25 protein-coding genes and 1 pseudogene are annotated in these 25,102 nt (G+C 71.6%); 11 read left to right on the top strand and 15 right to left on the bottom strand.

The annotated features are described in order from the left end of the window. Positions 1-112 (top strand): annotated as a pseudogene (locus FV234_RS10955) (IS5/IS1182 family transposase); the annotation flags it as partial. Positions 113-124: 12 nt separating this feature from the next. On the opposite strand, the gene FV234_RS10950 reads toward FV234_RS10955, so the two are convergent. Further along, a complete protein-coding gene (locus FV234_RS10950) occupies positions 125-364 on the bottom strand; it encodes a hypothetical protein (protein ID WP_147829267.1) in 240 nt (79 codons plus the stop codon). A gap of 170 nt (positions 365-534) precedes the next feature. On the opposite strand from FV234_RS10950, the gene FV234_RS10945 reads away from it, so the two are divergent. Beyond that, positions 535-1,074 (top strand): formaldehyde-activating enzyme, encoded by a 540-nt coding sequence (locus tag FV234_RS10945; RefSeq protein WP_147754419.1) that lies wholly within the window; start codon positions 535-537, stop codon positions 1,072-1,074. A gap of 34 nt (positions 1,075-1,108) precedes the next feature. On the opposite strand, the gene FV234_RS10940 is transcribed toward FV234_RS10945, so the two are convergent. From FV234_RS10940 to FV234_RS10925, 4 genes are all read right to left on the bottom strand, one after another. Beyond that, positions 1,109-1,546: a hypothetical protein gene (locus FV234_RS10940; protein WP_147754420.1), complete on the bottom strand. Its 438-nt coding sequence runs from the start codon at positions 1,544-1,546 to the stop codon at positions 1,109-1,111. An 81-nt stretch (positions 1,547-1,627) separates the two neighbouring features. Further along, complete coding sequence (locus FV234_RS10935; RefSeq protein WP_147829265.1) at positions 1,628-4,975, bottom strand: error-prone DNA polymerase; 3,348 nt, start codon at positions 4,973-4,975, stop codon at positions 1,628-1,630. Continuing rightward, positions 4,948-6,519: a DNA polymerase Y family protein gene (locus tag FV234_RS10930; RefSeq protein ID WP_147829263.1), complete on the bottom strand. Its 1,572-nt coding sequence runs from the start codon at positions 6,517-6,519 to the stop codon at positions 4,948-4,950. The genes FV234_RS10935 and FV234_RS10930 overlap by 28 nt, the downstream gene beginning before the upstream one ends. Next, positions 6,443-7,219, bottom strand: a complete 777-nt coding sequence (locus FV234_RS10925; protein ID WP_246686169.1) for an ImuA protein — start codon at positions 7,217-7,219, stop codon at positions 6,443-6,445. Before FV234_RS10925 ends, FV234_RS10930 begins: the two co-directional genes overlap by 77 nt. A 220-nt stretch (positions 7,220-7,439) precedes the next feature. Between FV234_RS10925 and FV234_RS10920 the strand changes: the two genes are divergently transcribed. Further along, the gene (locus FV234_RS10920) at positions 7,440-8,276 is read left to right on the top strand and encodes a collagen-like protein (RefSeq protein ID WP_147763591.1); all 837 of its coding nucleotides are present in this window, start codon (positions 7,440-7,442) and stop codon (positions 8,274-8,276) included. A 211-nt stretch (positions 8,277-8,487) separates the two neighbouring features. Here FV234_RS10920 and FV234_RS10915 read toward each other — a convergent pair whose 3' ends face one another. Both FV234_RS10915 and FV234_RS10910 read right to left on the bottom strand, forming a co-directional pair. Next, positions 8,488-9,171: a spermidine synthase gene (locus tag FV234_RS10915; RefSeq protein WP_147754360.1), complete on the bottom strand. Its 684-nt coding sequence runs from the start codon at positions 9,169-9,171 to the stop codon at positions 8,488-8,490. Beyond that, positions 9,168-10,430: a TIGR03862 family flavoprotein gene (locus tag FV234_RS10910; RefSeq protein WP_147829261.1), complete on the bottom strand. Its 1,263-nt coding sequence runs from the start codon at positions 10,428-10,430 to the stop codon at positions 9,168-9,170. Before FV234_RS10910 ends, FV234_RS10915 begins: the two co-directional genes overlap by 4 nt. Before the next feature lie 206 nt (positions 10,431-10,636). Between FV234_RS10910 and FV234_RS10905 the strand changes: the two genes are divergently transcribed. Then, positions 10,637-11,665 carry a TerC family protein gene (locus FV234_RS10905; RefSeq protein WP_147829259.1) on the top strand — a complete coding sequence of 343 codons (1,029 nt, stop codon included), beginning with the start codon at positions 10,637-10,639 and terminating at the stop codon, positions 11,663-11,665. A 123-nt stretch (positions 11,666-11,788) separates the two neighbouring features. On the opposite strand, the gene FV234_RS10900 is transcribed toward FV234_RS10905, so the two are convergent. The 4 genes from FV234_RS10900 to FV234_RS10885 form a co-directional block, all read right to left on the bottom strand. After that, positions 11,789-12,424 carry a hypothetical protein gene (locus FV234_RS10900; RefSeq protein WP_147829257.1) on the bottom strand — a complete coding sequence of 212 codons (636 nt, stop codon included), beginning with the start codon at positions 12,422-12,424 and terminating at the stop codon, positions 11,789-11,791. Between the two features lie 9 nt (positions 12,425-12,433). Next, positions 12,434-13,180, bottom strand: coding sequence for an N-acetylmuramoyl-L-alanine amidase (locus FV234_RS10895; protein ID WP_147829255.1), 747 nt, complete (start codon positions 13,178-13,180; stop codon positions 12,434-12,436). Then, positions 13,177-13,920: a molecular chaperone DjiA gene (locus tag FV234_RS10890; RefSeq protein ID WP_147754365.1), complete on the bottom strand. Its 744-nt coding sequence runs from the start codon at positions 13,918-13,920 to the stop codon at positions 13,177-13,179. Before FV234_RS10890 ends, FV234_RS10895 begins: the two co-directional genes overlap by 4 nt. Positions 13,921-14,109: 189 nt before the next feature. Next, complete coding sequence (locus tag FV234_RS10885; RefSeq protein WP_147763584.1) at positions 14,110-14,379, bottom strand: hypothetical protein; 270 nt, start codon at positions 14,377-14,379, stop codon at positions 14,110-14,112. Between the two features lie 315 nt (positions 14,380-14,694). Between FV234_RS10885 and FV234_RS10880 the strand changes: the two genes are divergently transcribed. Then, the gene (locus tag FV234_RS10880; RefSeq protein ID WP_147829253.1) at positions 14,695-15,318 is read left to right on the top strand and encodes an urease accessory protein UreE; all 624 of its coding nucleotides are present in this window, start codon (positions 14,695-14,697) and stop codon (positions 15,316-15,318) included. 31 nt (positions 15,319-15,349) lie between these two features. Here FV234_RS10880 and glgX read toward each other — a convergent pair whose 3' ends face one another. Next, positions 15,350-17,470 (bottom strand): glycogen debranching protein GlgX, encoded by a 2,121-nt coding sequence (glgX, locus tag FV234_RS10875; RefSeq protein WP_147829271.1) that lies wholly within the window; start codon positions 17,468-17,470, stop codon positions 15,350-15,352. A 133-nt stretch (positions 17,471-17,603) separates the two neighbouring features. After that, a complete protein-coding gene (locus FV234_RS10870; protein ID WP_147763582.1) occupies positions 17,604-19,025 on the bottom strand; it encodes a trehalose-6-phosphate synthase in 1,422 nt (473 codons plus the stop codon). A gap of 349 nt (positions 19,026-19,374) precedes the next feature. On the opposite strand from FV234_RS10870, the gene FV234_RS10865 reads away from it, so the two are divergent. The 6 genes from FV234_RS10865 to FV234_RS10840 all read left to right on the top strand — a co-directional run bounded on the left by FV234_RS10865 (position 19,375) and on the right by FV234_RS10840 (position 22,568). Further along, complete coding sequence (locus tag FV234_RS10865; protein WP_147752191.1) at positions 19,375-19,854, top strand: hypothetical protein; 480 nt, start codon at positions 19,375-19,377, stop codon at positions 19,852-19,854. Positions 19,855-19,865: 11 nt separating this feature from the next. Beyond that, on the top strand, positions 19,866-20,297 hold the full coding sequence (locus FV234_RS10860) for a phage holin family protein (protein WP_147829251.1): 432 nt from the start codon (positions 19,866-19,868) through the stop codon (positions 20,295-20,297). 5 nt (positions 20,298-20,302) lie between these two features. Beyond that, positions 20,303-20,674 carry a DUF3618 domain-containing protein gene (locus FV234_RS10855; RefSeq protein WP_147763596.1) on the top strand — a complete coding sequence of 124 codons (372 nt, stop codon included), beginning with the start codon at positions 20,303-20,305 and terminating at the stop codon, positions 20,672-20,674. 103 nt (positions 20,675-20,777) lie between these two features. Further along, a complete protein-coding gene (locus FV234_RS10850; protein WP_147763580.1) occupies positions 20,778-21,575 on the top strand; it encodes a hypothetical protein in 798 nt (265 codons plus the stop codon). A 97-nt stretch (positions 21,576-21,672) separates the two neighbouring features. Then, complete coding sequence (locus tag FV234_RS10845) at positions 21,673-22,224, top strand: alpha/beta hydrolase (RefSeq protein ID WP_147763579.1); 552 nt, start codon at positions 21,673-21,675, stop codon at positions 22,222-22,224. Between the two features lie 101 nt (positions 22,225-22,325). Next, positions 22,326-22,568: a hypothetical protein gene (locus FV234_RS10840; RefSeq protein ID WP_147752187.1), complete on the top strand. Its 243-nt coding sequence runs from the start codon at positions 22,326-22,328 to the stop codon at positions 22,566-22,568. Positions 22,569-22,577: 9 nt separating this feature from the next. Here the strand turns inward: FV234_RS10840 and FV234_RS10835 are convergent, their stop codons facing one another. Together FV234_RS10835 and FV234_RS10830 are read right to left on the bottom strand one after the other, a co-directional pair. Beyond that, a complete protein-coding gene (locus tag FV234_RS10835; RefSeq protein ID WP_147829249.1) occupies positions 22,578-23,606 on the bottom strand; it encodes a TIGR01620 family protein in 1,029 nt (342 codons plus the stop codon). A gap of 31 nt (positions 23,607-23,637) precedes the next feature. Continuing rightward, the gene (locus FV234_RS10830) at positions 23,638-25,083 is read right to left on the bottom strand and encodes a YcjX family protein (protein WP_147829247.1); all 1,446 of its coding nucleotides are present in this window, start codon (positions 25,081-25,083) and stop codon (positions 23,638-23,640) included. Between the last annotated feature and the right edge of the window lie 19 nt (positions 25,084-25,102).

Here is a 25,102-nt window from a genome sequence, read left to right as displayed (position 1 = left end):
CTTCAGCAAGATCAAACACTTCCGGGCCGTCGCCACGCGCTACGACAAAGACCCGGACAACTTCCTCGCCAGCGTCAAACTCGCTGCCCTTCGCGTCTGGCTACGAACTTAATGAGTCCGCGACCTAGCGCTTCGGCGCCTGCGGGAAGCTGCGCTCGGCGGCGTCGCCGGCGGCCGCGAGCAGCGTCCGCGCAAAGGCGCGCGCCTCGGACCGGCTGAGGGCGAGGATGGCGGTGATGGGCTTGCCTCCGACGTCGGGCAGCCCGAGTTCCAGGCGCACCCCATCGCCGGCTGGCGCCGCCGACAGGCTCCAGCCGCGCTCGCTGGCCGGCCCCCGGCCCGGTCCCTGGTCCGGATCGCTCATCGTCGTTCATTCCTGTTCGGTCGCCCCCTGCATGACCGATCGCGCCTGCGGAGGCCAGGGCCGCCGTCCGCCTTTGTCGTCCGGACCAACGGTTGACGAAGGCGGCCGGGGATGATGTCTGCGCGGCCGACCGCGCCGTTTCCTGGGCGCCGCTTCCGAGGCCGAGAGACATGTCCGAGATCTGGTTCCGCACGGGCGAGGCGACCGTGCTCGCCGCCGAGGGGCAATACACCGACGCGATGCCCGAGGTTCTGATCGGCTCGACGCGCGGCCCCGTCGGCCAAGCCTTCGCCGGCATGATGGGCCAGGTGCAGGGCCACACCCGGATGTTCGTGGTGCGCGACCTCAATCAGCTCGTGCGCCCGGCCACGATGATGACCACCAAGGTCACGATCCACACGGCCGAGTATGCCGAGCTTCTCGGCGGCGTGGTTCAGGCGGCCACCGGGGACGCCATCGTGGATTGCATCATCGAAGGCATCCTGCCCAAGGACGGCCTCGACGAGCTGTGCATGATCATCATGATCTGGCTCGACGTCCGGTGCTCAGAGGACGAGAACCTCGACCGCAAGGACCTCTACCGCACCAACTACGAGGCGACGAAGCTTGCCATCGGCCGCGCGCTGCGCGGCGAGCCGACGGTCGAGGAGCTGATCGCCAACCGCAAGACGGTGAAGCACTACGCGCTGGAAGACATCATCGAGTACTGAGCAAAACGGGCGGTTCCGGCTCGCCGGGGGCGCCTCACCCCGGCGGGATGCGGCCGATCGAGCAGAGGGTGCGGATCGAGCCGGTGCTGTCGGTGTAGCAGCTCGCCGACCATCCGTTCTGCTGGATGAACGACTTGCGCCGCTCGGAGAGTGCGGTGGCGTGCGCCTTGGCGATGACGGCCTCGACCGTGCCGGCCGGCTCGCCGACGAGCAGTTCCGAGGCGATGGCGAGGTCGCGGAAGAAGGTCGCGGACGGCGTCGTCTCGCCGGAACTCGCCTGGACGATCGGCTCGGCCCGGCAGGTCAGGTCGAGCTTGATCGAGCCCGGCACCCTGATGTCGATGCTGGGGCCGGCGCGGCGCCCGACCTTGCCGCCGGTGGTGGCGGCGATCCTCTGGGCGAGGCCGTCGCATTCGTCCGCGCGGGCGGCGACGGGAATTAGCAGGAGGCAGGCGAGGGCGAAGCGGAGCATGGCCGCACCATACAAGCGGCCGATCCGCTGTCGAGGCTCGCGGCTGTCCAAGCTCCTGACTGTACAGGTTCGGAGTCCTGCTCAATGGAAGTCCCGGCTGCGATAGGTCCTGCGATCGACGGGGGCACCGAAGTCGTTGGTCTCGGGCGGCAGGCGGACGCCGCCTTCGCGCAGCGCGCGCAGCTCCTCCGTCAGGTCGCGGAACCGCTCGGCGACGAGGTGGACGACGCCCTCGGCCCGCTGCACCCGGCCCTGCACCGCCAGGAAGCGTGCGTTCATCGCGGCGCGACGGTTGGCCTCGAACACCGTCTTCCAGACGATGACGTTGGCGATGCCGGTCTCGTCCTCGAGCGTCAGGAACACGACGCCCTTGGCGGTTCCGGGACGCTGGCGGGTCAGCACCAGCCCGGCCACGGTGACGCGGCCGTTCTGGGGAAAGCTCGGATCGTGGTGCTCGCGCGCCGGAATCGCGCCGATCCGGGCGAGTCGAGCCCGGAAGAACGCGACCGGATGGCCTTTGAGCGAGAGCCCGGTGGCGGAATAATCCTCCGCTACCTGCTCGGAGGCCGGCATGGCCGGCAGCGCCACGGCCGGCTCGTTGCGGAAGAGCCCATCGTCGGCGTGGAAGGCGAAGAGCGGCAGCGGCGCCTCGAGCAGGTGCGCGCGCCGGCCCAGGCCCGCGTCCGGCGCGGCCTTGGCGAGGCGTCCGCCCTCCAGCGTCCGCACCATCCACAGGGCCGCCCGCCGGTCGAGGTCGAGGGAGCGGAAGGCGTCGGCCTCAGCCAGCCGTTCCAGGGCGTTTCGGGGTAGCGCCAGGGCCGCCTGCAAGCCCTCGATGCTGGCGTAGCCGTTGGCCCGCAACGCCACGAGCCGGCGCATCGCACCTTGCGGCAGCCCGGTGATCTGCCGCAGGCCGATCCGCACCGCGAGCCGCTTCGGCACCCCGGGAGGGGGCGCTTCCGAGGCCGGCTCCAGGGTGCAGTCCCAGTCGCTGGCGTTGACATCGGGTCCGCGCACCTCGACGCCGTGGGCGCGGGCGTCGCGCACGAGCTGCGCCGGCTGGTAGAAGCCCATCGGCTGCGCGTTGAGGATCGCGGCCAGGAACACGTCCGGGTACCGGCATTTCAGCCAGGCCGAGGCGTAGACCAGGAGCGCGAAGCTCGCCGCGTGGCTCTCCGGGAAGCCGTAGGTGGAGAACCCGCGGATCTGCTTGAAGCAGCGCTCGGCGAAGTCCTGCGGATACCCCCGCCGCGTCATCCCGCCGATGAACTTCTCCTTGAACCCGCCGATCGTGCCGACATGCCGGAAGGTCGCCATGGCGCGCCTGAGTCCGTCGGCCTCGGCCGGGGTGAAGCCGGCCGCGGTGATCGCGATCTGCATGGCGTGCTCCTGGAACAGGGGCACGCCGAAGGTCCGCTTCAACACGCCTTCGAGCTCGTCCCGGGGGCCGTGCGCCGGGTCGGGGGAGGGGTACTCCACCGGCTCGTTCCCGGAACGCCGCCGCAGGTAGGGGTGCACCATGTCCCCCTGGATCGGGCCGGGGCGGACGATCGCGACCTGCACTACGAGGTCGTAGAACGCCTTCGGCTTCAGCCGCGGCAGCATCGACATCTGCGCCCGGCTCTCGACTTGGAACACGCCGACGGAATCGGCCTTCGAGAGCATCGCGTAGACCTCCGGTTCCTCTTGCGGCAGGTCGGCGAGGGTCGGGTAGTCGTGGCCGTAGTCGCGGGCGAGGAATTCGAGGCCCCGGCGGATGCAGGTGAGCATGCCGAGCGCCAGCACGTCGACCTTCATCAGGCCGACCACATCAATGTCGTCCTTGTCCCATTCGATGAAGGTGCGGTCGGGCATCGCGGCGTTGCCGACCGGCACGGTCTCGTCGAGGCGCCCGCGGGTGAGCACGAAGCCGCCGACATGCTGCGACAGGTGCCGCGGGAAGCCGACCAGCGAGACCGCGAGGTCCACCGCCTGGCGGATCGCCGGGTTCTCCGGGTCGAGCCCCGCTTGAGCCACATGCTTGTCGGGTAGGTCCTTGCCCCAGGACCCCCACACGGTCTCGCCGAGCGCGGCGGTAAGGTCCTCGGTCAGCCCCAGCACCTTGCCGACCTCGCGGATCGCCGAGCGCGGGCGGTAGTGGATCACCGTCGAGCAGATCGCGGCGCGCTCTCGGCCGTACTTGCCGTAGAGGTATTGGATCACCTCCTCGCGGCGCTCGTGCTCGAAGTCGACGTCGATGTCGGGCGGCTCGTCGCGGTTCTCGGAGATGAAGCGGGCGAACAGCAGGCGGATCTGGGTCGGGTCGACCGCGGTGATGCCGAGGCAGTAGCAGACCACGGAGTTGGCGGCCGAGCCGCGCCCCTGGCACAGGATGCCGCGGTCGCGGGCGAATTCTACGATGTCGAACAGGGTGAGGAAGTAGCGCGCGTAATCCATCTTCCGGATGAGGTTCAGCTCGTCGTCGAGCGTCTTCGCGACCGCATCGGGAATGCCGTCAGGGAAACGCCAGCGGGCCCGGTCCCAGGCTTTCTCGGTCAGGTGTGCCTGCGCCGTCTTCCCCGGCGGAACCGGCTCGTCCGGGTATTCGTAGACCAGTTCGCCCAGCGAGAACGTGCAGGCCTCCACGATCTCGCGCGTCGCGGCCAGCGCCTCCGGGTGGTCGGCGAACAGCCGCGCCATCTCGGAGGGCGGCTTGAGGTGGCGCTCTGCGTTGGCTTCCAGGCGGTAGCCGGCTTCCACGAGGGTGCAGCCCTCGCGGATGCAGGCGATCACGTCCTGCAGCGGGCGCCGGTCGGGATGGTGGTAGAGCGCGTCGGACACCGCGACCATCGGCGCGCCGAGGCGGTCGCCGAGCTCGGCCAGGAGCCCGAGCCGGCGGCGCTCGTCGCCGCGATGGCGGTGGCTCGCGCCGAGCCAGACCCGGCCGGGGGCGGCGGCCGCCAGCGCCTCGACCCGGGCGGAGAAGCTTGCCGGCGGCAGCGGCCGGCGGCCGGGGGGCATCGCGATGAAGACCTGGCCCTCGGCCGCATCCAGCATCTCGGCGAAGGAGAACCGGCACTCGCCCTTGCGCACCCGACGGTTGCCCGTGGACAGGAGCCGGCACAGGCGGCCGTAGCCGGCCCGGTCCATCGGGTAGGTCACCGCCTCGAACCCCTCCTCGGTGACGAGCCGCACGCCCGGCAGGAACGGGATATTCCAAATGTCCTCGGCGCCCGGGCGCGCCGGCTTCACCCGCGCCGCCGCGTAGGCGCGCACCACGCCGGCGAAGGTGTTGCGGTCGGCGATGCCGATGGCGTCGAGGCCGTAGGCGATCGCCTGCTCGACGTATTCCTGCGGATGCGAGGCGCCGCGCAGGAACGAGAAGTTCGTGGAGACGGCCAGTTCCGCGTAAGTCCCCCCCGTCACGCGAACAGCCCGTGCACGAACCATGCGGCCGGCCGCTCGGGAAGGTTCGGGCCGTCGCGGTAGAGCCAGAGCCGGTGGCCGGATTCGCACTCGACGACGTAATAGTCGCGGGGGATGCCGGTCTCGCGCCACCATTCGGGGGCGATCCGCTCCGGACCCTCGGCGTGGGCGATCCTGTGGAGGCGGGAGCGCCAGCGGAAGCGGCGGGGCGGCCCCTCCGCCACAAGGGCGATCACGTCCTCGGCAGCCTCGCCTCGGTCGAACAGCACCAGCGGGCGTGGGCCGATCCCGGCATCGGGATCGGGCCAGTGCAGGACGACGCGCTCGACACGCCAAGGTTCGGTGTGCCGAGATTCCGTGCGCCATGGTGCGATGCGGTCGGCGCGCTCGGGCACGTGGCTCGCGCGGGGAGACAGGCGGATCACCGGGCGGCCGAAGCGCTGGCGCAGGGCGTCGGCGAGGCCGGCGATGCGCGCGCCGGGGGGCACGGGTCCGGTGTCGAGGGCGGCCTGGCGGCCGGGCATCGGACCGGTGGCGGCCACGTCGAGGCGGACGGTCTCGAAGCCGAAGCCGGCATCGAGGCCCGAGCCGAGCCGTTCGAGCCGGAGCTGCAGCAGGCGGGCCACATGGTCCGGGCAGCGGCTCGGCTCTGACAGGCCGAGGTCGAGGGCGCGCACCACGTCGTCGACCCGGTGCAGCGACAGGCGCACGCCGCGGGCGCCGAGGCCGTCCGCCTCCAGGCGCGGCGCGATCTCGGCCATCAGCCGCCGCGCCGTCGCGACGACGATCTCCTGGCTCCCGACCGGATCGAGGAAGCCGCGGGCGGCGCCGTAACGCACGGGTTCGGAGATCGGGCTAAGGGGCTCGGGGCGGCGGCCCGTCGCCTGGTCCAGGCGCAGGAGCAGGGCTTCGCCGAAACGGCGCGCCAGGGGCGGGCGGGGCGCGTCGAGGAGGGCGCCGACGCGGCGAAGCCCGAGCCGCTTCAGGGCGACGGCGACGGCGGGCTCGCAGCGCAGGGCTTCGACCGGAAGCGGCCTCAGGATCTGCTCGGTCTCGTCCGAGGGGACGCATGCCATCTCCTCGCGCCCGTGACGGGCGAGGGCGAAGGCCGCGCCGGGGGTGTCCGCCACGGCGATCCGTGCCGGTATGCCGGCACGGGCCAAGCGGGCGGCGAGGTTTGCGACCAGCTTGTCCGCGCCGCCCATGAGGTGGTCCGCCCCCGTGACGTCGAGGTAGAGGCCGTCGCAGGCCTCGGCCGGGCCGAAGGGCACGACGCTCGGCGTGTAGCGCTGCGCCCAGAGGCAGAGCCTGGCGAACGCCGCCGCGTCGGCCGCCGGGTCGGCCGGGTGGACGTGAAGCGGGGTGGAGAGGCGTGCGCGCACGCGGCCCAGCGGCTCGCCGCGCCGCAGGCCGAGCGCGGCGGCGGCCGGGTTCACGGCGGTGAGCCGCAGGCCGCCGGCTCCGGCGGCGGCGATCACCAGGGGCAGGCCGTCATCCGGCGTAGCCCCCGCACGCATCAGGCGCGCGACGGGCCAGTCCGTCAGGCAGATCGAAACGATGCGCGGCATGATCCCACTCCAGGAGCCAGTCGCCCGGCCGGCCGTTGCGGCAGCGGTCGAGCCGTGCGCGCCAACGGGGACGCAGGGTGCAGCCGAACCGGTCGCGCGCCGCGCCGCCGGCCGCGATCCGCCAGCGCGTCGCCGCGCCGTTCGGCAGGGCGGCCCGGAAAGGCCGCAGGATCAGCAGAAGGGGCGGCGAGGTGCCGAAGGAACCGGCGGCCAGTTGCAGGCGACGGCCCGGCTTCAGCGGAAGCCCATCCGCGACGAGCCCCGCCACCGCCGCGAGCTGCCCGGCCCGCAGCGTGTCCTCGAGGGCGCCGAACACGACGGCGTCCGCCTCGGCCTCGAGCAGCAGCAGGCGCCCTGGATCGAGCCCGAGGCCGACGAGGCCGTGGCCGTAGGGAATCGGATGGCCGGGGGCGACGACGAGGAGGGCATCCCCGGCCGCGCGCGCGAGATGGCGGGCGACCAGCGCCAGGACGAAGCCCAGGGCGGAGGCCTCGTCGCCCGAGCCCTCGGGGGCGACCTCGTGGAGGAGGCCGAGGCCGAGCCCACCCCCGGGAAGCCGCGCGTCGAGGTCGGCGACGCCGAAGGGGAGCACGCCGCCCGCATCGGACCGGCGCTCCGCGTCCAGGCGCACCCGCAACGCGGCGATCCGTTCCGCCGGGGAGGGCGCCCGTTCCTCCGGTTCGTCACGCGAGGGCTCCATCCCGATCCAGCTCCGACATGACGCCAGATAGGAACAAAACAAGAACATTTTCAAACGGTTTCGTAGCTCCACGAAATAGTCTCGCTTGCGCAGCGACTTGGCCTGTGGACGGCTGTGTACGAGGCGACGACCGCCGTCCCGAAACCCAGGGTTGACCCCGGCGGCGGCCAAGCGGCAATGTCCCGCCGCCGCGCGATCCGGCGGTAGGAATCGTCCGACCATGACCCTTCGTCTCGTGCGCGCCGCCACGTTGCTCGTCGGCTGTCTCGTCCTCGCCGGGGCCGCCGAGGCCCAGCAGCCGGCGGCGGTTCCGGGCGCCGAGACGAAGCCCGCGCCGGCCCCCCGCCCGCGGGCGCGGCGGCCTCAGGCGCCGTCACAGCCGATCATGGTCTACGACGCCCGCATCGAGGCCGGCGACCTGCGGATCTCGGGCTCGGTCCGCAAGGGCGGCGCCGTCGTGGTGATGGACGAGGACGTGTCGGTGATGGCCGATTCTCGCGGCCGCTTCCTCTTCCGTCTGCCCTACCGCCCGGGCAGCTGCGTCGTGTCCCTCAAGAGCGACGAGGACGAGCGCGAGGCGGTGATCGCCAACTGCGCCCCCGAGGGCCAGGCCGGCGCCAAGGGAGAGACCGGTGTGCGCGGCGAGCCTGGCCCGCAGGGCGTGGCGGGACTTCCCGGGCCGGCCGGCCCGGCAGGCGAGGCCGGGTCCAAGGGGGAGCCGGGTCTCAAGGGTGAAGCGGGTCCCAAAGGCGAGGCTGGCGCCAAAGGCGAAGCCGGTCCGAAGGGGGAACCTGGTTCGAAAGGGGAGGCCGGTCCGGCGGGGCCTGCCGCAGCCGCGCTGCCCGCCGCGGCTCCCGCGACACCGTTCCGGGCGGTGCGCAGCGAGACCTGCCCGGCCTCCGGCTGCGCGATCGCCTGCGCGAGCGGCGAGGTCTTCGTCTCGGCCTACTGCCTCAAGGCCGGCGCCCCGGTCTTCTCGCAAGGCGCCGACGGCACGGCGACCGCCTCTTGCCCGTCCGAGTCTACCGGCATGGTCGGATTCTGCGCCCGGATGTGACGATCGCCTGAGAAGGCGGCGGATCGTAGCTGTCGAATCCAAATGGTCGATCGCGTCTCCCCCATCCTCGTCATTCCGGGGTGCCGAAGGCGAGCCCGGAATCCAGAGCCGCAGGTCGCGCTCGATCCCGGCACCGCCGGCGGCTCTGGATCCCGGGGTCTGCTGCGCAGCCCCGGGATGACGGAGAGGGGCCAGAAACGGGAGTCGCTAGTCAGCCGCGGCCGGAGCGCACCCCGAGCCAGATCACATGGCGGGCGCCGCCCTTTCGACCGTTGGCGCGGGTGGAGACCTCTTCGACGCTCAGGCCGGCATCGTGCAGGCGGCGGCTGAAGCTGCGGTCGGGCCCTGCCGACCAGACCGCGAGGATGCCGCCCGGGCGCAGGGCGGCGCGGGCGGCGCCGAGGCCTGCCGCGTCGTAGAGCCTGTCGTTGGAGGCCCGTGTCAGGCCGTCCGGCCCGTTGTCGACGTCGAGCAGGATGGCGTCCCATGCAGCGGGCCGCTCGGCGATCGCGCGCGCCACGTCGATCTCTCGCAGGGACACGCGGGGATCGTCGAGGATGCCGGAAAACACGCCTGCGAGCGGCCCCCGCGCCCAGGCGGCCACCGCCGGCACGAGCTCGGCGACGGTCACCGCCGCCCCCGGAGGCAGCGTGCCCAGCGCCGCGCGCAGGGTGAAGCCCATGCCGAGCCCGCCGATCAGCACCTGCGGCGCCTTTCGCGATGCGATCCTGCCGCAGGCCAGCGTCGCCAGCGCCTCCTCGGAGCCGCTGAGGCGGCTGTTCATCAGCTCGTTCTGGCCAAGCATGATCGAGAACTCGGTGCCCCGCCGCCGCAGCCGCAGGGTGCCGCCGTCGCCGGGGATCGAGGCGGTATCGAGGTTCTCCCAGGGGATCATGCGGCGCTCGTGCCCCGATCTTCGGCGAGCCAGGCCGCCATCCCGGCCGCCGCCGCCCGGCCGCTGCTGATCGCCCCCTGGAGCAGGTAGCCGCCGGTGGGCGCCTCCCAGTCGAGCATTTCGCCCGCCACGAACAGGCCGGGCCGCTTGCGGACCATGAAGCCCGCGTCGAGCCCACTGAGGCCGACCCCGCCGGCGGTGGAGATCGCGCGCTCCATTGAGGCCATGGCGTGCAGGCGCAACGGCGCGGCCTTGATCAGCCCGGCGAGCGCATCCGGATCGGCCGGCAATGCGACGCCCGCCAACTCGCGCAAGACCCCCGCCGCGACTGGCGACAGGCCGGCCCCCTTGCGCAGGCGGGTGGCCATCGATTCGCCGGGCCGCGGGTCGGACAGCCGGTCGGCCAGCGCCCTCAACGTCAGGTCGGGGCGCAGGTCGAGCACGAGGCGGGCCGCGCCTTTACGCTCGATCATCGCGCGCAAGGCCCGCGACACCGCGTAGATCGCGCCGCCCTCGATCCCGTCTGCGGTGACCACCGCCTCGCCGCGCACGATCACGCCGTCGGCGGCAAGCCCGATCCGCTTCAGCGGCTGCCCGGCGAACCGCTCGCGGAAGTGCTCGGACCACGCCACCACGAAGCCCGCGTTGGCCGGCCGCAGGGGCGCGACGGCCACGCCGAGGTTCTCCAGCATCGGCACCCAGGCCCCGTCAGAGCCGAGCCGGGGCCAGCTCGCGCCGCCCAGCGCCAGCAGCACCGCCTTCGGCCGCGTCCAGCTCTTCCCCTCCGGCGTCTCGAACACCAGGGTGCCGTCCTCGAACGCCGCGAGCCGGTGCCTTGTGTGGATGCGGACGCCAGAAGCCTCGAGACGGCGCAGCCACGCCCGCAGCAGCGGCGAGGCCTTGAACGCCTTCGGGAAGACCCGCCCGCTCGATCCGACGAAGGTCGGCTCGCCCAGATCCTCGCACCAGGCGCGCAGGGCATCGGGTGGGAACGCCTCGATCGCGCGGCCCAAGCTGCCCGACGGATGGTATCGGCGCAGGAAGTCCGGCGCGGGCTCGCTGTGGGTGAGGTTCAGCCCGCCGCGGCCGGCGAGCAGGAACTTACGGCCGACCGACGGCATCCGCTCGTAGACCGCCACCGCGTGCCCGGCGGCCGACAGCACCTCGGCTGCTGCCAGCCCGGCAGGGCCGCCGCCAACGATCGCCACCGTCTCCCGGAGGGCGTCTTCTCGCGCCACGTCGTCCTCTCGAATGTCCATGGCAGCGGAAGGCGTCGGTTCGCCCGCGCTGTCAAGGCATGGCAGCGGCGCCCGAACCCGGTTTGGGCCGCCCTTGATTCGCCGCGTTCGCGTCTCTAACTGCGGCTCATCGGCTGCGGGCCCCTCTGGCGGGATGCTCTCTCAAGATGCTTCCGTGATGTCGGAGCCGATGCTTTCCTTGCAAAAGAAGCATCACGGTCCCGCGAATGGTCGATTTCCTATACGTCGAGTGGCTCGGCAAGCCGATCTGGATGTGGCTCGGGTTCCACACCCTGGTCGCGGCCCTCCTCGCCTTCGACCTCGGCCTGCTCCACCGCGACAAGGAGCACGAGATCGGCGTGAAGGAGAGCCTGCTCCTCACCGCCTTCTACTTCAGCCTCGGCCTCGCCTTCGGCGGCTGGATCTGGTGGTATCTCGGCGCCCAGCCCGCCCAGGAATACGTCACCGGCCTCGTGGTCGAGAAGTCGCTGTCGATGGACAACGTCTTCGTCATCGCGGTCATCCTTTCGGCCCTCGGCATCCCGCTCGCCGCTCAGCACCGGGTGCTGGTCTGGGGCATCCTCGCCGCGGTGCTGCTGCGCGGGTTGATGATCGGGCTCGGCGCCGCGCTGGTGCACCAGGCTGCCTGGGTCCTGTCGCTGTTTGCCGCTTTCCTGATCTATGCCGGCCTGAAGATGCTGTTCTCCAAGGAGGAGGATGCCGGCGACTTCCAGGATCATGCCGCCGTGCGCTGGCTGCGGGCGAAGCTGCGCATTACGCCCGAGCTTCACGGCCAGCACTTCATGGTTCGCAAGGCCGATCCGCGGACAGGCAAGACCGCGCTTTGGCTCACCCCGCTGGCGCTCGCCCTGGTTCTGGTCAACGGCGCCGACGTGATCTTCGCGGTCGACAGCGTGCCGGCGATCTTCGCGATCACCACGGACACCTTCGTGGTCTACACGTCCAACATCTTCGCGATCCTGGGCCTGCGGGCGCTCTACTTCGCGCTCGCCGCGATGGTCGATCGCTTCGCCTACCTCAAGACCGCGCTCGCCTTCATCCTGATCTTCATCGGCACGAAGATCGTGGTCGCCGACACCTTCGGCCTCGTCCACGTGCCGCCGTGGGTGTCGCTCGCGGTCACGGTGGTGCTGCTCACTGTCGGCATCCTCTACAGCCTGTGGCGCACCCGCGGAGAGGCGCATGCCGACACGGCCACGGACGGGCGCGAGGCGGAGCTGCACGGCCGGGCTTGAGCCCCGCCGATCAGCCGCCCCGGCGGTAGACGCCGCTGAGGGTGACGTTCATGCCGCCGCAGGCCCCGTTGCTCTCGGCGACGAGGTCCGGCGGCATCAGCCGCATCCGGACGCTGCAACGGCTCACCTCGTCCGGGCGGAAGCCAGGCACCACGGCCTTGTCGCCGTCGGTCCAAGCGTGTCCTGGCTGTCGGGAGCGAGTTCGGCCTCGAACGAGCCCATGTTGATCGCCCCGCGCTTCACCCGTTCCGGGTCCTGGGTCCCGTAGGATGCCGTCCCCGATAGCACGAGGCGTTCGCCCTTGCGCCGAATCGTAACGGTCTGCTCCGGCCCGCTCATCCACGTGCCGATCCAGTCGTCGAGGCCGACCGTCGCAGGCGCGTCGTCGGCCAGCACCCGCTCCGGCAACCAGCCGGATCGGATCTGGCCCGTCGCGCCGACATAGTTCGCGCACGCGAAGGCGCCGCTCGACGCGCCGCGGATCACGCCGTTGCCGGCGACGAGGAAGGCTTTCTCGCGACAGGCGGGCGCGAGGCTCGGGCAAGCCGGGTCCGCGTCGGCCGACCGGACGAACGCGACGCGCCCCTCCGCCACGACCCGTGCCCGCCGCAGCGTCCCGCCGAGATCGGGCAGGTCCGGGCAGATCGCGCTGGGCTTGGCCGCACCCGTCCGGGCATCCTGGGCGAACGCCGGAGTGGCGAGGGCGGCCAGCAGCACGAGGCCGGCCGGCACGGCGCTTGGGCGGTGATGGCGGGGCATGAGCCTCCTTCAGGTCGGACGCGACGCGATCAGGTCCCGGAGCGTCGTGATGGTGGAGGCGTCGGCGATGCCGTCCACGCGCGCCTGCCGGAAATGGCGCTGGAAGGCGGTGACGACCGCCCGCATGTGCGGATCGAACGTGCCCGTCACCGGCTGGTCATAGCCGTAGAGCGCGAGCATCGCCTGCAGCGCCTCGATCGGCTGCCCCGCATCGCCTTCGGCGAAGAAGCGACCGTCGCGCAGAGGCACCTCCGGCACGTGGTGGCCGACGCCCTCGGCCGCGAGCCGGCGCCAGGGAAAGTTCTCGCCCGGATCCTCCTTGCGGTCGGGAGCGATGTCGGAATGGGCGAGCACCCGGTCCGCCGGGATCGCCCAGCGCACGACGATGTCGCGGGCGAGCGCGGTCACCGCCGCGACCTGCGCCTCAGGGTAGGGCGGCAGGCCGCCGACATGACCGGGATGGACGATCTCGATGCCGAGCGAGCGCGAGTTCACGTCGCGCTCGCCCTGCCAGGACGCCCGGCCGGCATGCCAGGCGCGGCGGCCCTCCTGCACCATCTGCAGGATCGTGCCGTCTTCCAGCACGACGTAATGGGCCGAGACCTCGGCGATCGGGTCGGCGAGCCGCTGCAGCGCGGCGGCCGCGCCGTCCATGCCGGTGTAGTGCAGGATCAGCATGTCCGGCCGCTTGCCGAGGCGCTCGCCGTGGTTCGGCGAGGGCTGGATGCGGGTGGCGAGCGGGCTGTCCGGCGTCATGCCGCACCGCCTTCCAGACGGACGCCGCTTTCTGCGAGGATCCGGTCGTGGGCGGCGTTGATCGCGGCGAGGCGCTTGGTGGCGATCACCACCGCCTCGGGCGGCAGGCCGCGGGCGATCGCGCGATCGGGATGGTTCTCGGCCACGAGCTGCCGGTGGCGGACCTTCACCGCGGCCGGGTCGGCGCCGTGCTCCAGCCCGAGGACGAGGTAGGGGTCGTCGGCCAGCCGCACGTGCCGGGCGGCAATGCGGCGGAACGCGATGTCGTCGAACCCGAAGATCTCGGCGACGGCGCGGAGATAGGCTTCCTCGGCCTGATGGATCGCCCCGTCGGCGGTGGCGATGTGGAACAGGCCGTCGAGGACGTCCTCCAGCAGGGACGGCTCGTCGTGGAAGGCGTTCGCGAGCTGGCGGGCATAGGCCTCGTAGCCGTTGGTCGTGCGCTTCGCGAGGTCGAACAGGCGGGTGACGCGGGCGCGCTCCGCCTCGCCGACCTGCACCACCTTGCCGAAGGCCTCGACCTCGGAGGGCGTGACCACGCCGTCGGACTTCGCCATCTTAGCGGCGAGCGCCACGAGGCCGGTGGTGAAGACCACGTCCCGCGGCATCGGGCCGAACAGCGCGCCCTCGCGGTCGACGAGGTAGTGCCCGGCGAGCCCGCCCGCGAGCGCCCCGAGGGGGCCGCCGATCGCGAGGCCGATCCCGGCGCCGCCGAGCTTGCCCCAGATCCCCGAATTCATCGGGACCGGGCGGGGTTGTCTTGGAGATGCGGCACGGTCACCGGCTGGCCTTTTCACGATGCCGGCGACCTCGAAGCGTTCCGCCGACGACAGGCCGCCGGGGATACAGGCTCCGTCCGAAACGCGGAAGGGCCGGAGCGTTCGCTCCGGCCCTCCTCCATCCTGCTTCCGTGCCGGGGCGGCGAAGCCTCAGCGGCAGTAAACGTCGCCGTAGGCGTCGCGGTAGGTGCCGTAGGGGCAGCGCGGCGCCGTCGAAGCGCCGACGATGGCGCCACCCGCGCCGCCGATCGCGGCACCGGCCAGCGCACCGCCGGCGCGCCCGGTGGCGGCTCCGCCGATCGCGGCGCCTGCCAGGGCGCCGAGGCCGGCACCGCCGAGGGCGCGATCCTGCGGCGTGTTGCAGGCGCCGACCGAGAGGGCGAGGGTGCCGGCGAGGGCGGCGGCGATGAGCTTCTTCATGAGTTCCGAGACTCCCTTGTGCATCCGGTCCGGCGTTTCGCCGTGGTGATGGTGCGGTCCGAGCTTAGCCTTATCCACCATGAAATGCACCTGATACGGCCAAGGTTCCGCCGGGATGCGGGGAAGCAGCCGAAAAGCCGGGCTTGTCTCCAGGGTGCGGCGCCCCGGTTCAAGGCTCCGATCTGCTCCGGCTCGGGCCGTCGACGCCGCGAAATGCCCTCGGCACGGCGCGCGGCGCGGGTTAAGAGCCTGCGGAAGCGGGTTTCCGAAATCGGCGACCCCGTCCGTCGCGACCATCGCCTGAGAGAGGGTGCCATGCCGAGAGCCACCACGATCGTCCGCCGGGCCGCGGTCCGCCCCGATGCGGTCGTCGACACGATCAGCCTCGACCATGCCGGGCGTCAAGCGCAGCGCGGGCACCTACACAGCGCCGGCGGCCTGCATATCGACCTGGCGCTGGCGAAGGCCGCCGCCCTCGAGGACGGAGACGCCCTGCGCCTCGACGACGGTCGCCTCGTCGCGGTGAAGGCCGCCCCGGAGGCGCTGCTCGAGGTTCGCGCCGAGAATCCAGCCCGCCTGATGCGCCTCGCCTGGCAGCTCGGCGGCAACCACGTCGCGGCCGAGATCGGCGCCGAAATCCTCCACGTCCCTGCGACGCCCGCCACGGCGGAGCTCGTCCGCGGCCAGGGCTGCACGGCGACCCCGGTCGATCGCGCCTTCCGCCCCGAGCGCATGGCCCACGACCACAGCACCTGCGGCCACGACCATTCGCACGACCACCACGATCATGCGGCACACGCGCATGACGACCACGGACCCGCAGCTCACGGGCACGACCACGGGCATGCCGACCACGGCCACGATCAGCATGCCCACGATCATGCCGCGCACGATCACGCTCCTCACGTGCACGGCCCGGATTGCGGCCACGATCACTGAAGCGGCTGCGAGACGGAATCGGCGGCCGGCCTCAGGCGGCGACGAACCGGCCTGACGGCTGCGCGGGTTCCGCCTCGCCCTCGGCGAGCACCAGGATCGCGCGGCCTTGGAGCGGGACGACGGCGCTTGATGCGTAGCCGGGGGCGTCCGGCGGGACGGCGCCTGTCGCGGCGGTGCTGTCGAAGACCGGGTGCCACGGGCCGCCGACCACCGCTGCGAGGCGGAAGTCGCAAGGGCCTTGGTCGGCGTTGATCAGGATCAGGATACGGCCGCGGTCGAGGTCGTTGCCGATCTGCATCCCGAAGGCGCGCCGGCTCTCGTCGGCCCAGGCCTCGGAGTCCATCTCCGCACCGCAGGGCGACAGCCAGTGCACGTCGCGCAGGCTCCCCCCGGGCGCGACCGGCGCGCCGTCGAAGAACGCGCGTCGGCGCAGGGCCGGCCGCTCCCTGCGTAGGCGCGTCAGGTTGGAAACGAACGTGCCGAGGTCCGGGTCGGGATCGGTCGACCAGTCCATCCAGCTGGTCGCGTTGTCCTGGCAGTAGGCGTTGTTGTTGCCGGCTTGCGTCCGCGAGCGCTCGTCGCCCATCAGCAGCATTGGCACGCCCTGGGCCAGCATCACGGTGGCGAGCAGGTTGCGCACCTGCCGGGCGCGGACGGCACGGATCGCGGGATCGTCGGTCGGCCCTTCGACGCCGTAGTTGCGGCTGACGTTGTGGCCGTGCCCGTCACGGTTGTCCTCGCCGTTCGCCGCGTTGTGCTTCTCCTCGTAGGCGACCACGTCGGCCAGCGTGTAGCCGTCATGGGTGGCAGCGAAGTTGATGCTGGCGAGCGGCGAGCGACGAGAGGGCGCGAACACCTCGCGCGATCCGGTCAGCCCCTGCGTCAACTTGGCGAGCTGGCCGGCGTCGCCCCGCCAGAAGCCGCGGGCGGCGTCGCGGAACTGGTCGTTCCACTCGCTCCAGCCGCGCGGATAGCCGCCGAGCCGGTAGCCGTCCTCGCCGAGGTCCCAAGGCTCGGCGATCATCTTGACCTGGGCGAGCACCGGGTCCTGCGCCACCGCCTGGAAGAACGCGGCCTGCGCCGAGAACGCGGAGGGCGAGCGGCCGAGGCTGGTGGCGAGGTCGAAGCGGAAGCCGGCGATGCCGTAGGCCGTCGCCCAGTGCCGGAGCGAATCCAGCACCATCTGCATCACCCGCGGGTGGGCGACGTCGAGGGTGTTGCCACAACCGGTGCAGTCGACGTCGCGGCGGGGGTTCGCCAGATCGAGCTTGTAGTAGCTCGCGTTGTCGATGCCGCGGAACGACAGGGTCGGGCCGGTATGGCCGGCCTCCGCGGTGTGGTTGTAGACCACGTCGAGGATCGTCTCGATGCCGGCGGCGTTCAGCTCGCGGATCGCCGCCTTGAGGCCGCCGAGCCCGCCGTCGCCGAGGTAGCGCGGATCGGGCGCGAAGTAGCCGAGCGGCGAGTAGCCCCAGAAGTTCACCAGCCCCTTCTCGACGAGGAAGCGGTCGTCGGCGAAGGCCTGGATCGGCAGCAGCTCGAGGGCGGTGACGCCGAGCTTCCACAGGTGCTCGACGATGGCCGGATGCGCCAGCGCCGCGTAGGTGCCGCGCTCGGCTTCCGGCACCGCCGGATGGGTCATCGTCAGCGCCTTGACGTGCGCCTCGTAGATCACCGTCTCGGACAGCGGCCTGCGGATCGGCTGCAGCGCGAGGTTCGGAACCTCGGGCGCGGTGACGACCGATTTCGGCATGTAGACCGCGCTGTCGCGCCGGTCGATCTGGTCCTCGCGCTGCAAGCCGCGGCGGTGGCCGTAGAGGGCATCGTGCCAGCGGATGCGCCCGCGGATCTCGCGGGCATAGGGGTCGAGGACAAGCTTCGACGGGTTGAAGCGGTGCCCGCGCGCGGGCTCCCACGGCCCATGAACGCGATAGCCGTAGAGCTGCCCCGGCAGGACGCCGCGCAGATAGCCATGCCAGACGTCGTCGCTGCGGCAGGGAAGCCGGATCGTCCGGCTCTCGTGGCGCTCGCCCGGCTCGAACAGGCAGAGGTCGACCGCGGTCGCGTGCTCGGAGAACAGGGCGAAGTTGACGCCGCGTCCGTCGAAGTGGGCGCCCAACGGCGTCGGCACGCCGTCGTCGACGGCGATCATACGAAAATCCGACATGCGATGGTCCCCCCGGCCCGGAGCCGGTGTGGACGCATCCGTGTTCCCGGATCAAGTCGCCGGGGCGAATGGGCTGTGCGGCGCGCCCGATCGTGACCCAAAGCTACTCGCCTCAAGCCTACTCCGCCGCCGCGGCCGTCGTCGGCGGCTCGCGCTCGACGGTGCGGAAGTTCTCGAGTTCCGAGAGGAAGTTTCGCGCCCACCAGTCGACGTCCTCGCGGGTCATGCGCTCGACCATCGGCTTCCAGCGCTCCAGCCGCTCGCTACGCGGCATGTAGAGAGCCGTCCGGATCGCTTCGGCGACCTCGAAGCGGTCGTAGGGGTTCACCATCAGCGCCTCGGGTAATTGTCGCGCCGCGCCGGCGAACTTGGACAGGACCAGCACGCCCGGATCGTCCTCGCTTTGGGCGACGACATATTCCTTGGCGACGAGGTTCATGCCGTCGCGCATCGGCGTGACGAGGCCGACGCGGGCGGCGCGGTAGAGGCCCGCGAGCACCGGCCGAGGATAGGCCTTGGTCACGTACTGGATCGGCGTCCAGGCCGGGTCTCCGAGCGCGCCGTTGATCTCGCCGACCGTCTCGTTGACGGTGCGCGAGAGCTGCTCGTACTCGGGCACCTCGCTGCGCGATTTCGGCGTGATCTGGATGTAGGTGACGTTGCCGCGCTGGTCGGGGTTGGAGGCGAAGAAGCGCTCCACCGCCTCCATCCGCTCGGGCACGCCCTTGGAATAGTCGAGCCGGTCGACGCCGATCAGCAGCTTGCGCGTGCGCAGGCCGGCCATCGTCTCGCGGACCACCTTGTTCGAGCCGGCCTTCTCCGCCGCGTCCTTGAAGCCGGCGACGTCGATACCGATCGGGAAGCTGCGGATCCGGGTGCGCCGGCCGTCGACCATCAGCGAGCCGCCGCCGAGGGGGATCGCGCGGAGCGTGTCGATCAGGTTGCGCGACAGGTTCTGCACGTCCGGGTCGGTCTGCAGGCCGATCAGGTCGTAGTCGGCGATGGCGCGGAGCAGGTCGTTGCTGGCCGGCAGCGTGTTGAACACGTCGGCGGCCGGCCACGGGATGTGGTGGAAGTAGCCGATCGGGTTCGAGAGCCCGAGGCCGCGCAACTCGGCCGCCATCGGCAGCAGGTGGTAGTCGTGCACCCAGATGATGTCGTCGGGCTGGACGAGCTTGGCCAGCGCCCGCGCGAAGATGCGGTTGACGCGGCAATACCCGGCATAATCCGAGCGCGAGAAGATACCGAGCCCGAGCCGGTAGTGCATGATCGGCCACAAGGCCCGGTTGGCGAAGCCGGCGTAGTATTCTTCGTGGTCCTGCGGCGAGAGGTCGACCACCGCGTACTGGACGCGGTCGCGGTCGATCAGCGTCGGCTCCTCTGAGGGCTCCTCGCTGATGTTGCCGCTCCACCCGAACCACAATCCCTCGTAGGCGGTGAAGGCCTCCTTCACGGCGACGGCGAGGCCGCCGGCGGCGACCGCCTTGCCGCCTTCTTCCGGAACCGCAACGCGGTTCGATACGATCACAAGGCGTGCCACTCAGGTGGGCTCCGGATCCTCAAGCGCGCCGGCGTGGAACGCGCAACGTCAACGTTTCTTGCCATCCGTGAACGCGCGAGAGTTCCCGGCGATCCGTAGGGTTAGCCAAGCGCGAATGACCGCTGCGGGTCAAGCGATCGTTTGCAGCCCTCAAGACGAAATCCGAGGCCTGTCCCGGCGCCCGTCCCCGCCGCGCGGGGCGTCGGCAACAGTCGCGAACCTTGGCCGAACACGCCTGAACGGCGCCTGACCCGTCGTTCGCGCGGCCGTCCCCGGAACCCGCGGACGCGGGCGATGTTACTCAGGCGAACATCGCCCTCCAAGACCCGTGTACGAAGGAGTCCCGCTCATGGCTGCGTCCGAGATCCCCCACCCCGATCCGGCCCACGCCGCCGCGAGCGAGCAGGCTGAATGGCGCGGCCTGAAGGGCGATGTCGAGGGGATCGCCGATGTCGCGGCCGAACGCGGCCGCGGACTGATGGATGCCGCCCGGCTCCAAGCCCAGACCTTCGTCGAGGGTCGCAAGAACGACGCGGCCCAATCGGTCCACGACCTCGCCAAGACCCTTCGAGATTCGAGCAAGGACTTCGAGGATCGCCCGAACATCAAGGCGTTCTTCGACAGCGCGGCCGACGGCTTGAGCCAGCTCGGCGGCTCGATCGAGTCGCGCAGCTTCGCCGACTTCTACGGAGAGGCCGAAGCCTTCGCCCGCCGCGCGCCGGTGGCGGTTGCGGTCGGGACCTTCGTGGCCGGCTTCATCGCCGCCCGCTTCATCAAGTCGTCGAGCCTGCCGCCGGAAGGCGACGCGCGCGACAGCTTCCGCGCTTGATCGGCACGGCCATGTCGAACGGATCGCACACCCCCCCTCCGGGCTCCTCCTCCGGCTCATCCGCCGGCAGCATCCAGAGCCTCATCGGCGATGCCCTGCGCGAGACCAACGATCTCGCCCGCAAGGAAATCGCCCTGTTCCGCGCCGAGATGGCGAAGAACGTCCGCTCGCTCATCGTCGGCATCGTCTGCCTCATGGCCTCTGCGGTGTTCTCCGTCGTCGCCCTGCTGGTGCTGATCGGCGCCTTCGTGAAGTGGCTCGCCACCATCGTCGGCTCCGAGTGGCTGTCGGCCCTGATCGTCGGCGGCGTCCTCCTGGTGCTCGCGATCGGGATGGCGCTCTGGGGACGCAGCGCCTTGTCGTTCTCCACGCTCACCCCCACCCGCACAGGCCGGCAGGTCCGCCAGGACGCTCGCGCCCTTTCCGAGAGAGTGTCCGGATGAGTTCGATGAATGAGATGGAGCGGGACATCGAGGCGAGCCGCGCGCGCCTCGATGAGACCATCGAACGCATTCAGGGCCGCCTCTCGGTTTCGAGCCTGGTCGACGAGATGCTCGGCAACGCCCGCCGCGCCCCCGCCGTCAGCGGTGCCTACGACGGAGCGCTCGAGGCTGTCCGCCGGAACCCCGTGCCGGTCCTGCTGATCGCGGCCGGCGTCGGCTGGTTGATGCATCGGATGTCCCAGGACGCCAACCGCCGACGGACGCACGCCTCCGCCGAGCGCGTGCCGGTCCTGAACGACGGCGCCGCCCGCGCCTACGATCCCGACCTGCCCACCCGCCAGCCGAAGCCGCCGCTGTTGGACGAGACCCGCGCCTGACGGGACGCCGCTTCGCACAGCGCGGGCCGACGCCCCGACCGACCCCTCGGATTGGCCCCTAGCGGGTTTTGCCAGCCGCGTAAGAGTTCTGAAGGATCACGCCATGAGCAACACGAGCCTGGGCGACACGAGCAAGTCGGCCGCCACCGACAACCATCTTCCCGACGACATCGCGCGGCGCGCCGCCGCGAAAGTCGAGGCCGGTTTGCATGCCGCCGGCCTGGATCCGGTCCACCTCGATCCGCATGCGAAGGCGGCCGACCATACCCTGTGGCCCGACCCCGCGGGGCTGCGCGACCCGATCGGCCGTCACGACGCCTCTCCGCACGATCACCAAGCCGGCCCTGGCCCGGATGTCGCCGGCAAGGTCGGCGACGTGGCCGACAAGGCCCGCGCTGCGGCAAGCGATGCCGCCGACCGCGCGGCGGACTTCGCCGACCGGACGCGGGATCGCGCTTCGGATCTCGCGGACGACGTGCGCGACCGCCTCGGCGGTGCTGCGGACGAGGCCCGCAATTGGGTCTCGGGCGTCCACCGCGACCACATGCGCAAGATCGACGACGTGGTGGTGCGGGGCAGCGACAAGCTCGAGCGCAGCCGCACGGCGGTGGAGCAGTTCGTCACCGAGAACCCGCTGCTGGTTGGCGTGGTGGGCGTCGCCGCTGGCCTGCTGCTCGGCGCGCTGCTGCCTCGGACCCGCCAGGAAGACCGCAACATCGGACCCTACGCCGACGAGGTCCGCGACCAGGGCCTGCGCTACGCACGCGAGTTCACCAACCGCGGCCGGGAGTTCGTTGAGACCGCCCTCGACCCGGACAACATCCAGACGGCGGCCCAGAAGGCCGGCCTCAAGGCCGAGCCCGAGCACCACGGCGACGACCGGACGGCCCACCGTCTCTGAAGCAAACCCATATGGGAACCGATCGGAGAGGCGGCGCCGCAAGCGCCGCCTTTCTTCGTTCTCGACCCTTTCGCCGAGAGCGGGTAGGGACGCGGCCATGAAGACCGCCGATTGCGACATCCTGATCGTTCCGGGCCTGGGCGGCTCGGAGGAAGGCCATTGGCAGGCGCGCTGGGCCAGCCGAATGTCCACCGCCCGCGTCGTCGAGCAGGATTCCTGGCATGCGCCGGAGCCCGACGCGTGGTGCGGCCGCGTCGTCGAGGCGGTCGCGGCGGCGACGCGCCCCGTCATCCTGATCGCGCACAGCCTCGGCGTCGTCGCCTGCGTCGAGGCGGTTCCGAAGCTGCCCCAGGGCCGCGTCGTCGGGGCGCTGTTCGTGGCGCTGCCGGACGTCGAGGAGACGCCGAACCTGCCCGATAGCGTGCGCGCCTTCGCACCGCTGCCGCGCGACCCGCTGCCGTTCCCCTCCCTGCTGGTGGCAAGCCGCACCGATCCCTATTGCCGATACGAGCGTGCCGAGGACTTCTCCTACGCCTGGGGCTCGGCCTTGGTGGATGCCGGCGAATCCGGCCACGTCAACGTCGCCAGCGGCCACGGGCCGTGGCCGGAGGGCCTGATGCGCCTCGCCGGCTTCATGAAGGACCTGTGAGCGCATCGCTCAGGCCGCAGGCGCCCGGTTAACCTCCCGTTTACCGAAGCCCGCGCTGATGGACCTCGGATCACGAGCGATCCGGCCCGCGGGAGATCGACGTGACGCGAAAAGAGCTTCTGACGCGACTGGAGGCCGTGCAGACGGCGCTGGGCGAGCGCGCCCACACCTCCTTCAACAGCTCGATCTTCGGCGACGCCGCGCTGCTCAAGCGCATCGAGGCGTTCGAGGCCCAACTCGTGGCCGTCGAGAAGCCGAAGGTCGCCGACTACACAGGCAACATGTTCACCCGCATCGCCAACCGCCGCAACGCCGAAGCGGTGCAGAAGCGGGCGCAGTCCTAACGTCTCCCGCTACTTTGGCTCCGGGTCGGCCGGGCGGAGAAGTTCGCCGGCGACGTCCGAGAGCCGGGGCGGCGCCTCGCGCACGAACGGCAGGGGCCGGCAGACCGCAAGTGCCGCGAGGCCGAAGCGGGCGGTCATCAGGCCGTTCAGCACGCCCTCGCCGAGCTTCGCCGACACCCGCGCCGCGATCCCCAAGCCGAGCACCTGCTGGATCATGCTCTCGCCGACCGCCATCCCGCCGGTGACGGTCAGGTGCGTGAGGGCCGCGCGTGCTAGACGCAAGAACCCGAGGAAGCCCGGGCGCCCGCCGTATATCGCCGCGATCCGGCGCAGAAGCCGCACGGCGGAGAAGACCACGAACGCAACGTCCACGATCGCCCGCGGGCTCAGCGCGGTGACGCCCGAGACCTGCTTGGCGGCGGTGGCGATGGCGTTGCGCGCCTGCCGGTCGAGGGGGCTCAACAACTCGTGCTCGGCGAGGCCGATGCGGTCGTCCACGTCGAGGATCGCGTCCGCCGAGGCTTCCAGCCGCTGGCGGCCTGCCGCGAGCCCCACGCGTTCCGCATAGAACGCCGAGAGGTCGCGGACCACGCCTTGGGCCGCGCTGTGGTCGCGCGTGGCGATCGCCGTGACCGCGGCCTGGCGCAGGTGCTCGATCTTGCGCTCGCGCCAGAGCCCGCGCAGCTCACGCACCACGATCGCCAGGAGCGCGAGCCCGGCCAGCGCCAGGAGCGCCAGGGCGACGCCGCCGAGCCAGGGCGCGGCCTGGAACAGGTCGGCGATCAGCCGCTCGACCGAGAGTCCGACGCCGAGCGACACGAGCCCGCCCGCGGCCGAAAGCAGGAGTCCGCCCCACGGGACGCCGCGGGATTTCGCCATCGGCACCGGCACGGCGTCGGCCGCGTCCACGATCTCGACCGGGTCCTCGACGATGCGGACGCCGCCCGGCGCCGCCGGCATCGGCGCGAGGGCCTCGCTCGAGGCCGGCGCGTCGGCGGCGGGGATGCGGAAGGCGCGCGGGCGCTGGGTCGAACTCACGGCATCATCCTCAAGGTTGTCGCCCCGGCCATCACGTCAGCTTGTCGCCGATCAGGAACTGCATCGCCCGGTCGAGTCGGATCTGCGGCAGGTGACCGGGCCGCTCCAGCGCGTCGGGCTTGATCACCGGAGGGCGGAACCGGGGAAACCGCAGCGAGCCCGGCTCGACCGCGCCTTCGAGCACGGCCTCGGGCCGGACGGGGAGATGGCCGGGAAACACCGCGGCCTCGGCCGTACCGTCGAACAGCTCGTCGCCGACGGTCTCGCCGGCCTCGGGCGTGCCGGCGACGGCGCGCAGCACCGCGTCGCCGTCGTGGATCGTGGTCTCGCGGGTGGCGCGGACCGAAGCCAACGCCACGGTGCCGACGCGGGCGCCGGCGGCCTCGGTCCGGCGCATGGCGCGCGAGACGAGCAGGCGCAGCAGCGCCTCCAGCCGGTCGTGGCTGGTCTGGTGCAGGTGGTCCGCCTTGGTCGCCGCGAACATGATCCGGTCGGCACGCGGCGCGAACAGCCGCGAGAGCAGCGTGTTGCGGCCGATGTTCAGGCTGAGCAGGACCGAATCCAGCGCCTCCTCCAACTCGGCGAGCGCCGCCGGCCCGGCATCGACGGCCGCGAGCACGTCGACCAGCACGATCTGGCGATCGACGCGCTGGAAGTGGTCGCGGAAGAACGGCACGACGACCTTGGCCTTGTAGGCCTCGAAGCGCCGTTCCATCAGCCCGGCCAGCGTCCTAGGTTCGATCGTCTCGGGCAGACTATCGAGCGGCGCGAAGGTCAGGGCCGGCGAGCCGGCGAGGTCGCCCGGCATCAGGAAGCGACCGGGGGGCGTCGTCGCCACCATCTCCGGCCCGGCGCGCAACGCCGCGAGGTAGACGGTGAAGGCGGCGCTCGCCCGCTCGGCCACGACCTCGTCGAGGGGGCCCACCGGGTCGAGGCCCTTGAGCATCGTGAGCCAGGGCGCCGCCATCTCCCCGCGGCCGGCGCGCCGGGTTCCGGCGATCGTCGCCCGCGACCAGGCGGTGTAGCTCTGCTCCAGCAGCGCGAGGTCGAGCAGCCATTCGCCGGGATAGTCGACCACATCGAGCATCAGCGTGCCCGGGCCGGAGCGCCAGCTGCCGACGCGCTCGTACTCAATCGCAAGGCGGAACTGGCTGATCCGGTCGGTGGAGCGCGGCCACAGGCGGGCTTCGGTGAGGGCGGAATAGTGCTCCTCGAAGGGGAAGCGCGGCACGTCGTCGTCGGGCTGCGGCACGAGGCGGGCGCGGCGCAACCGGCCCTCCTGCGCCGGGGCGAAGGCGGGGAGCGCGTGGCTCTCGACGAGATGGTGGATCAGCGCGGTGGTGAACACGGTCTTGCCCGAGCGGGCGAGCCCGGTGACGCCGAGCCGCAGGGTCGGCTGGATCAGGAAGTCGCTCGACGCCTCGGCGAAGGCCTTGACCGCGGAGCCGGCGCGCGCGGCGAAACTCTGGATGGGCAAGGGCGGACTCAGGTGGTTG

The sequence above is a fragment of the Methylobacterium sp. WL8 genome, from assembly GCF_008040045.1.
Classification (GTDB): domain Bacteria; phylum Pseudomonadota; class Alphaproteobacteria; order Rhizobiales; family Beijerinckiaceae; genus Methylobacterium; species Methylobacterium cerastii.
Note: the sequence above shows the minus strand (reverse complement) of the source record. Positions and strands in the feature narration are given on the sequence as shown.

Excerpts from the sequence above, each read along its gene's own strand:
- FV234_RS10845 (WP_147763579.1), top strand. The coding sequence starts at position 21,673 with ATGAAGACCGCCGATTGCGACATCCTGATCGTTCCGGGCCTGGGCGGC.
- FV234_RS10930 (WP_147829263.1), bottom strand. The coding sequence starts at position 6,519 with ATGCCGCGCATCGTTTCGATCTGCCTGACGGACTGGCCCGTCGCGCGC.
- FV234_RS10880 (WP_147829253.1), top strand. The coding sequence starts at position 14,695 with ATGCCGAGAGCCACCACGATCGTCCGCCGGGCCGCGGTCCGCCCCGAT.
- FV234_RS10925 (WP_246686169.1), bottom strand. The coding sequence starts at position 7,219 with ATGGAGCCCTCGCGTGACGAACCGGAGGAACGGGCGCCCTCCCCGGCG.
- FV234_RS10935 (WP_147829265.1), bottom strand. The coding sequence starts at position 4,975 with ATGGTTCGTGCACGGGCTGTTCGCGTGACGGGGGGGACTTACGCGGAA.
- FV234_RS10910 (WP_147829261.1), bottom strand. The coding sequence starts at position 10,430 with ATGGACATTCGAGAGGACGACGTGGCGCGAGAAGACGCCCTCCGGGAG.
- FV234_RS10950 (WP_147829267.1), bottom strand. The coding sequence starts at position 364 with ATGAGCGATCCGGACCAGGGACCGGGCCGGGGGCCGGCCAGCGAGCGC.
- FV234_RS10895 (WP_147829255.1), bottom strand. The coding sequence starts at position 13,180 with ATGACGCCGGACAGCCCGCTCGCCACCCGCATCCAGCCCTCGCCGAAC.
- glgX (WP_147829271.1), bottom strand. The coding sequence starts at position 17,470 with ATGATCGCCGTCGACGACGGCGTGCCGACGCCGTTGGGCGCCCACTTC.
- FV234_RS10945 (WP_147754419.1), top strand. The coding sequence starts at position 535 with ATGTCCGAGATCTGGTTCCGCACGGGCGAGGCGACCGTGCTCGCCGCC.
- FV234_RS10920 (WP_147763591.1), top strand. The coding sequence starts at position 7,440 with ATGACCCTTCGTCTCGTGCGCGCCGCCACGTTGCTCGTCGGCTGTCTC.
- FV234_RS10905 (WP_147829259.1), top strand. The coding sequence starts at position 10,637 with ATGGTCGATTTCCTATACGTCGAGTGGCTCGGCAAGCCGATCTGGATG.
- FV234_RS10850 (WP_147763580.1), top strand. The coding sequence starts at position 20,778 with ATGAGCAACACGAGCCTGGGCGACACGAGCAAGTCGGCCGCCACCGAC.
- FV234_RS10865 (WP_147752191.1), top strand. The coding sequence starts at position 19,375 with ATGGCTGCGTCCGAGATCCCCCACCCCGATCCGGCCCACGCCGCCGCG.
- FV234_RS10915 (WP_147754360.1), bottom strand. The coding sequence starts at position 9,171 with ATGATCCCCTGGGAGAACCTCGATACCGCCTCGATCCCCGGCGACGGC.
- FV234_RS10900 (WP_147829257.1), bottom strand. The coding sequence starts at position 12,424 with ATGCCCCGCCATCACCGCCCAAGCGCCGTGCCGGCCGGCCTCGTGCTG.
- FV234_RS10940 (WP_147754420.1), bottom strand. The coding sequence starts at position 1,546 with ATGCTCCGCTTCGCCCTCGCCTGCCTCCTGCTAATTCCCGTCGCCGCC.
- FV234_RS10855 (WP_147763596.1), top strand. The coding sequence starts at position 20,303 with ATGAATGAGATGGAGCGGGACATCGAGGCGAGCCGCGCGCGCCTCGAT.
- FV234_RS10885 (WP_147763584.1), bottom strand. The coding sequence starts at position 14,379 with ATGAAGAAGCTCATCGCCGCCGCCCTCGCCGGCACCCTCGCCCTCTCG.
- FV234_RS10890 (WP_147754365.1), bottom strand. The coding sequence starts at position 13,920 with ATGAATTCGGGGATCTGGGGCAAGCTCGGCGGCGCCGGGATCGGCCTC.
- FV234_RS10860 (WP_147829251.1), top strand. The coding sequence starts at position 19,866 with ATGTCGAACGGATCGCACACCCCCCCTCCGGGCTCCTCCTCCGGCTCA.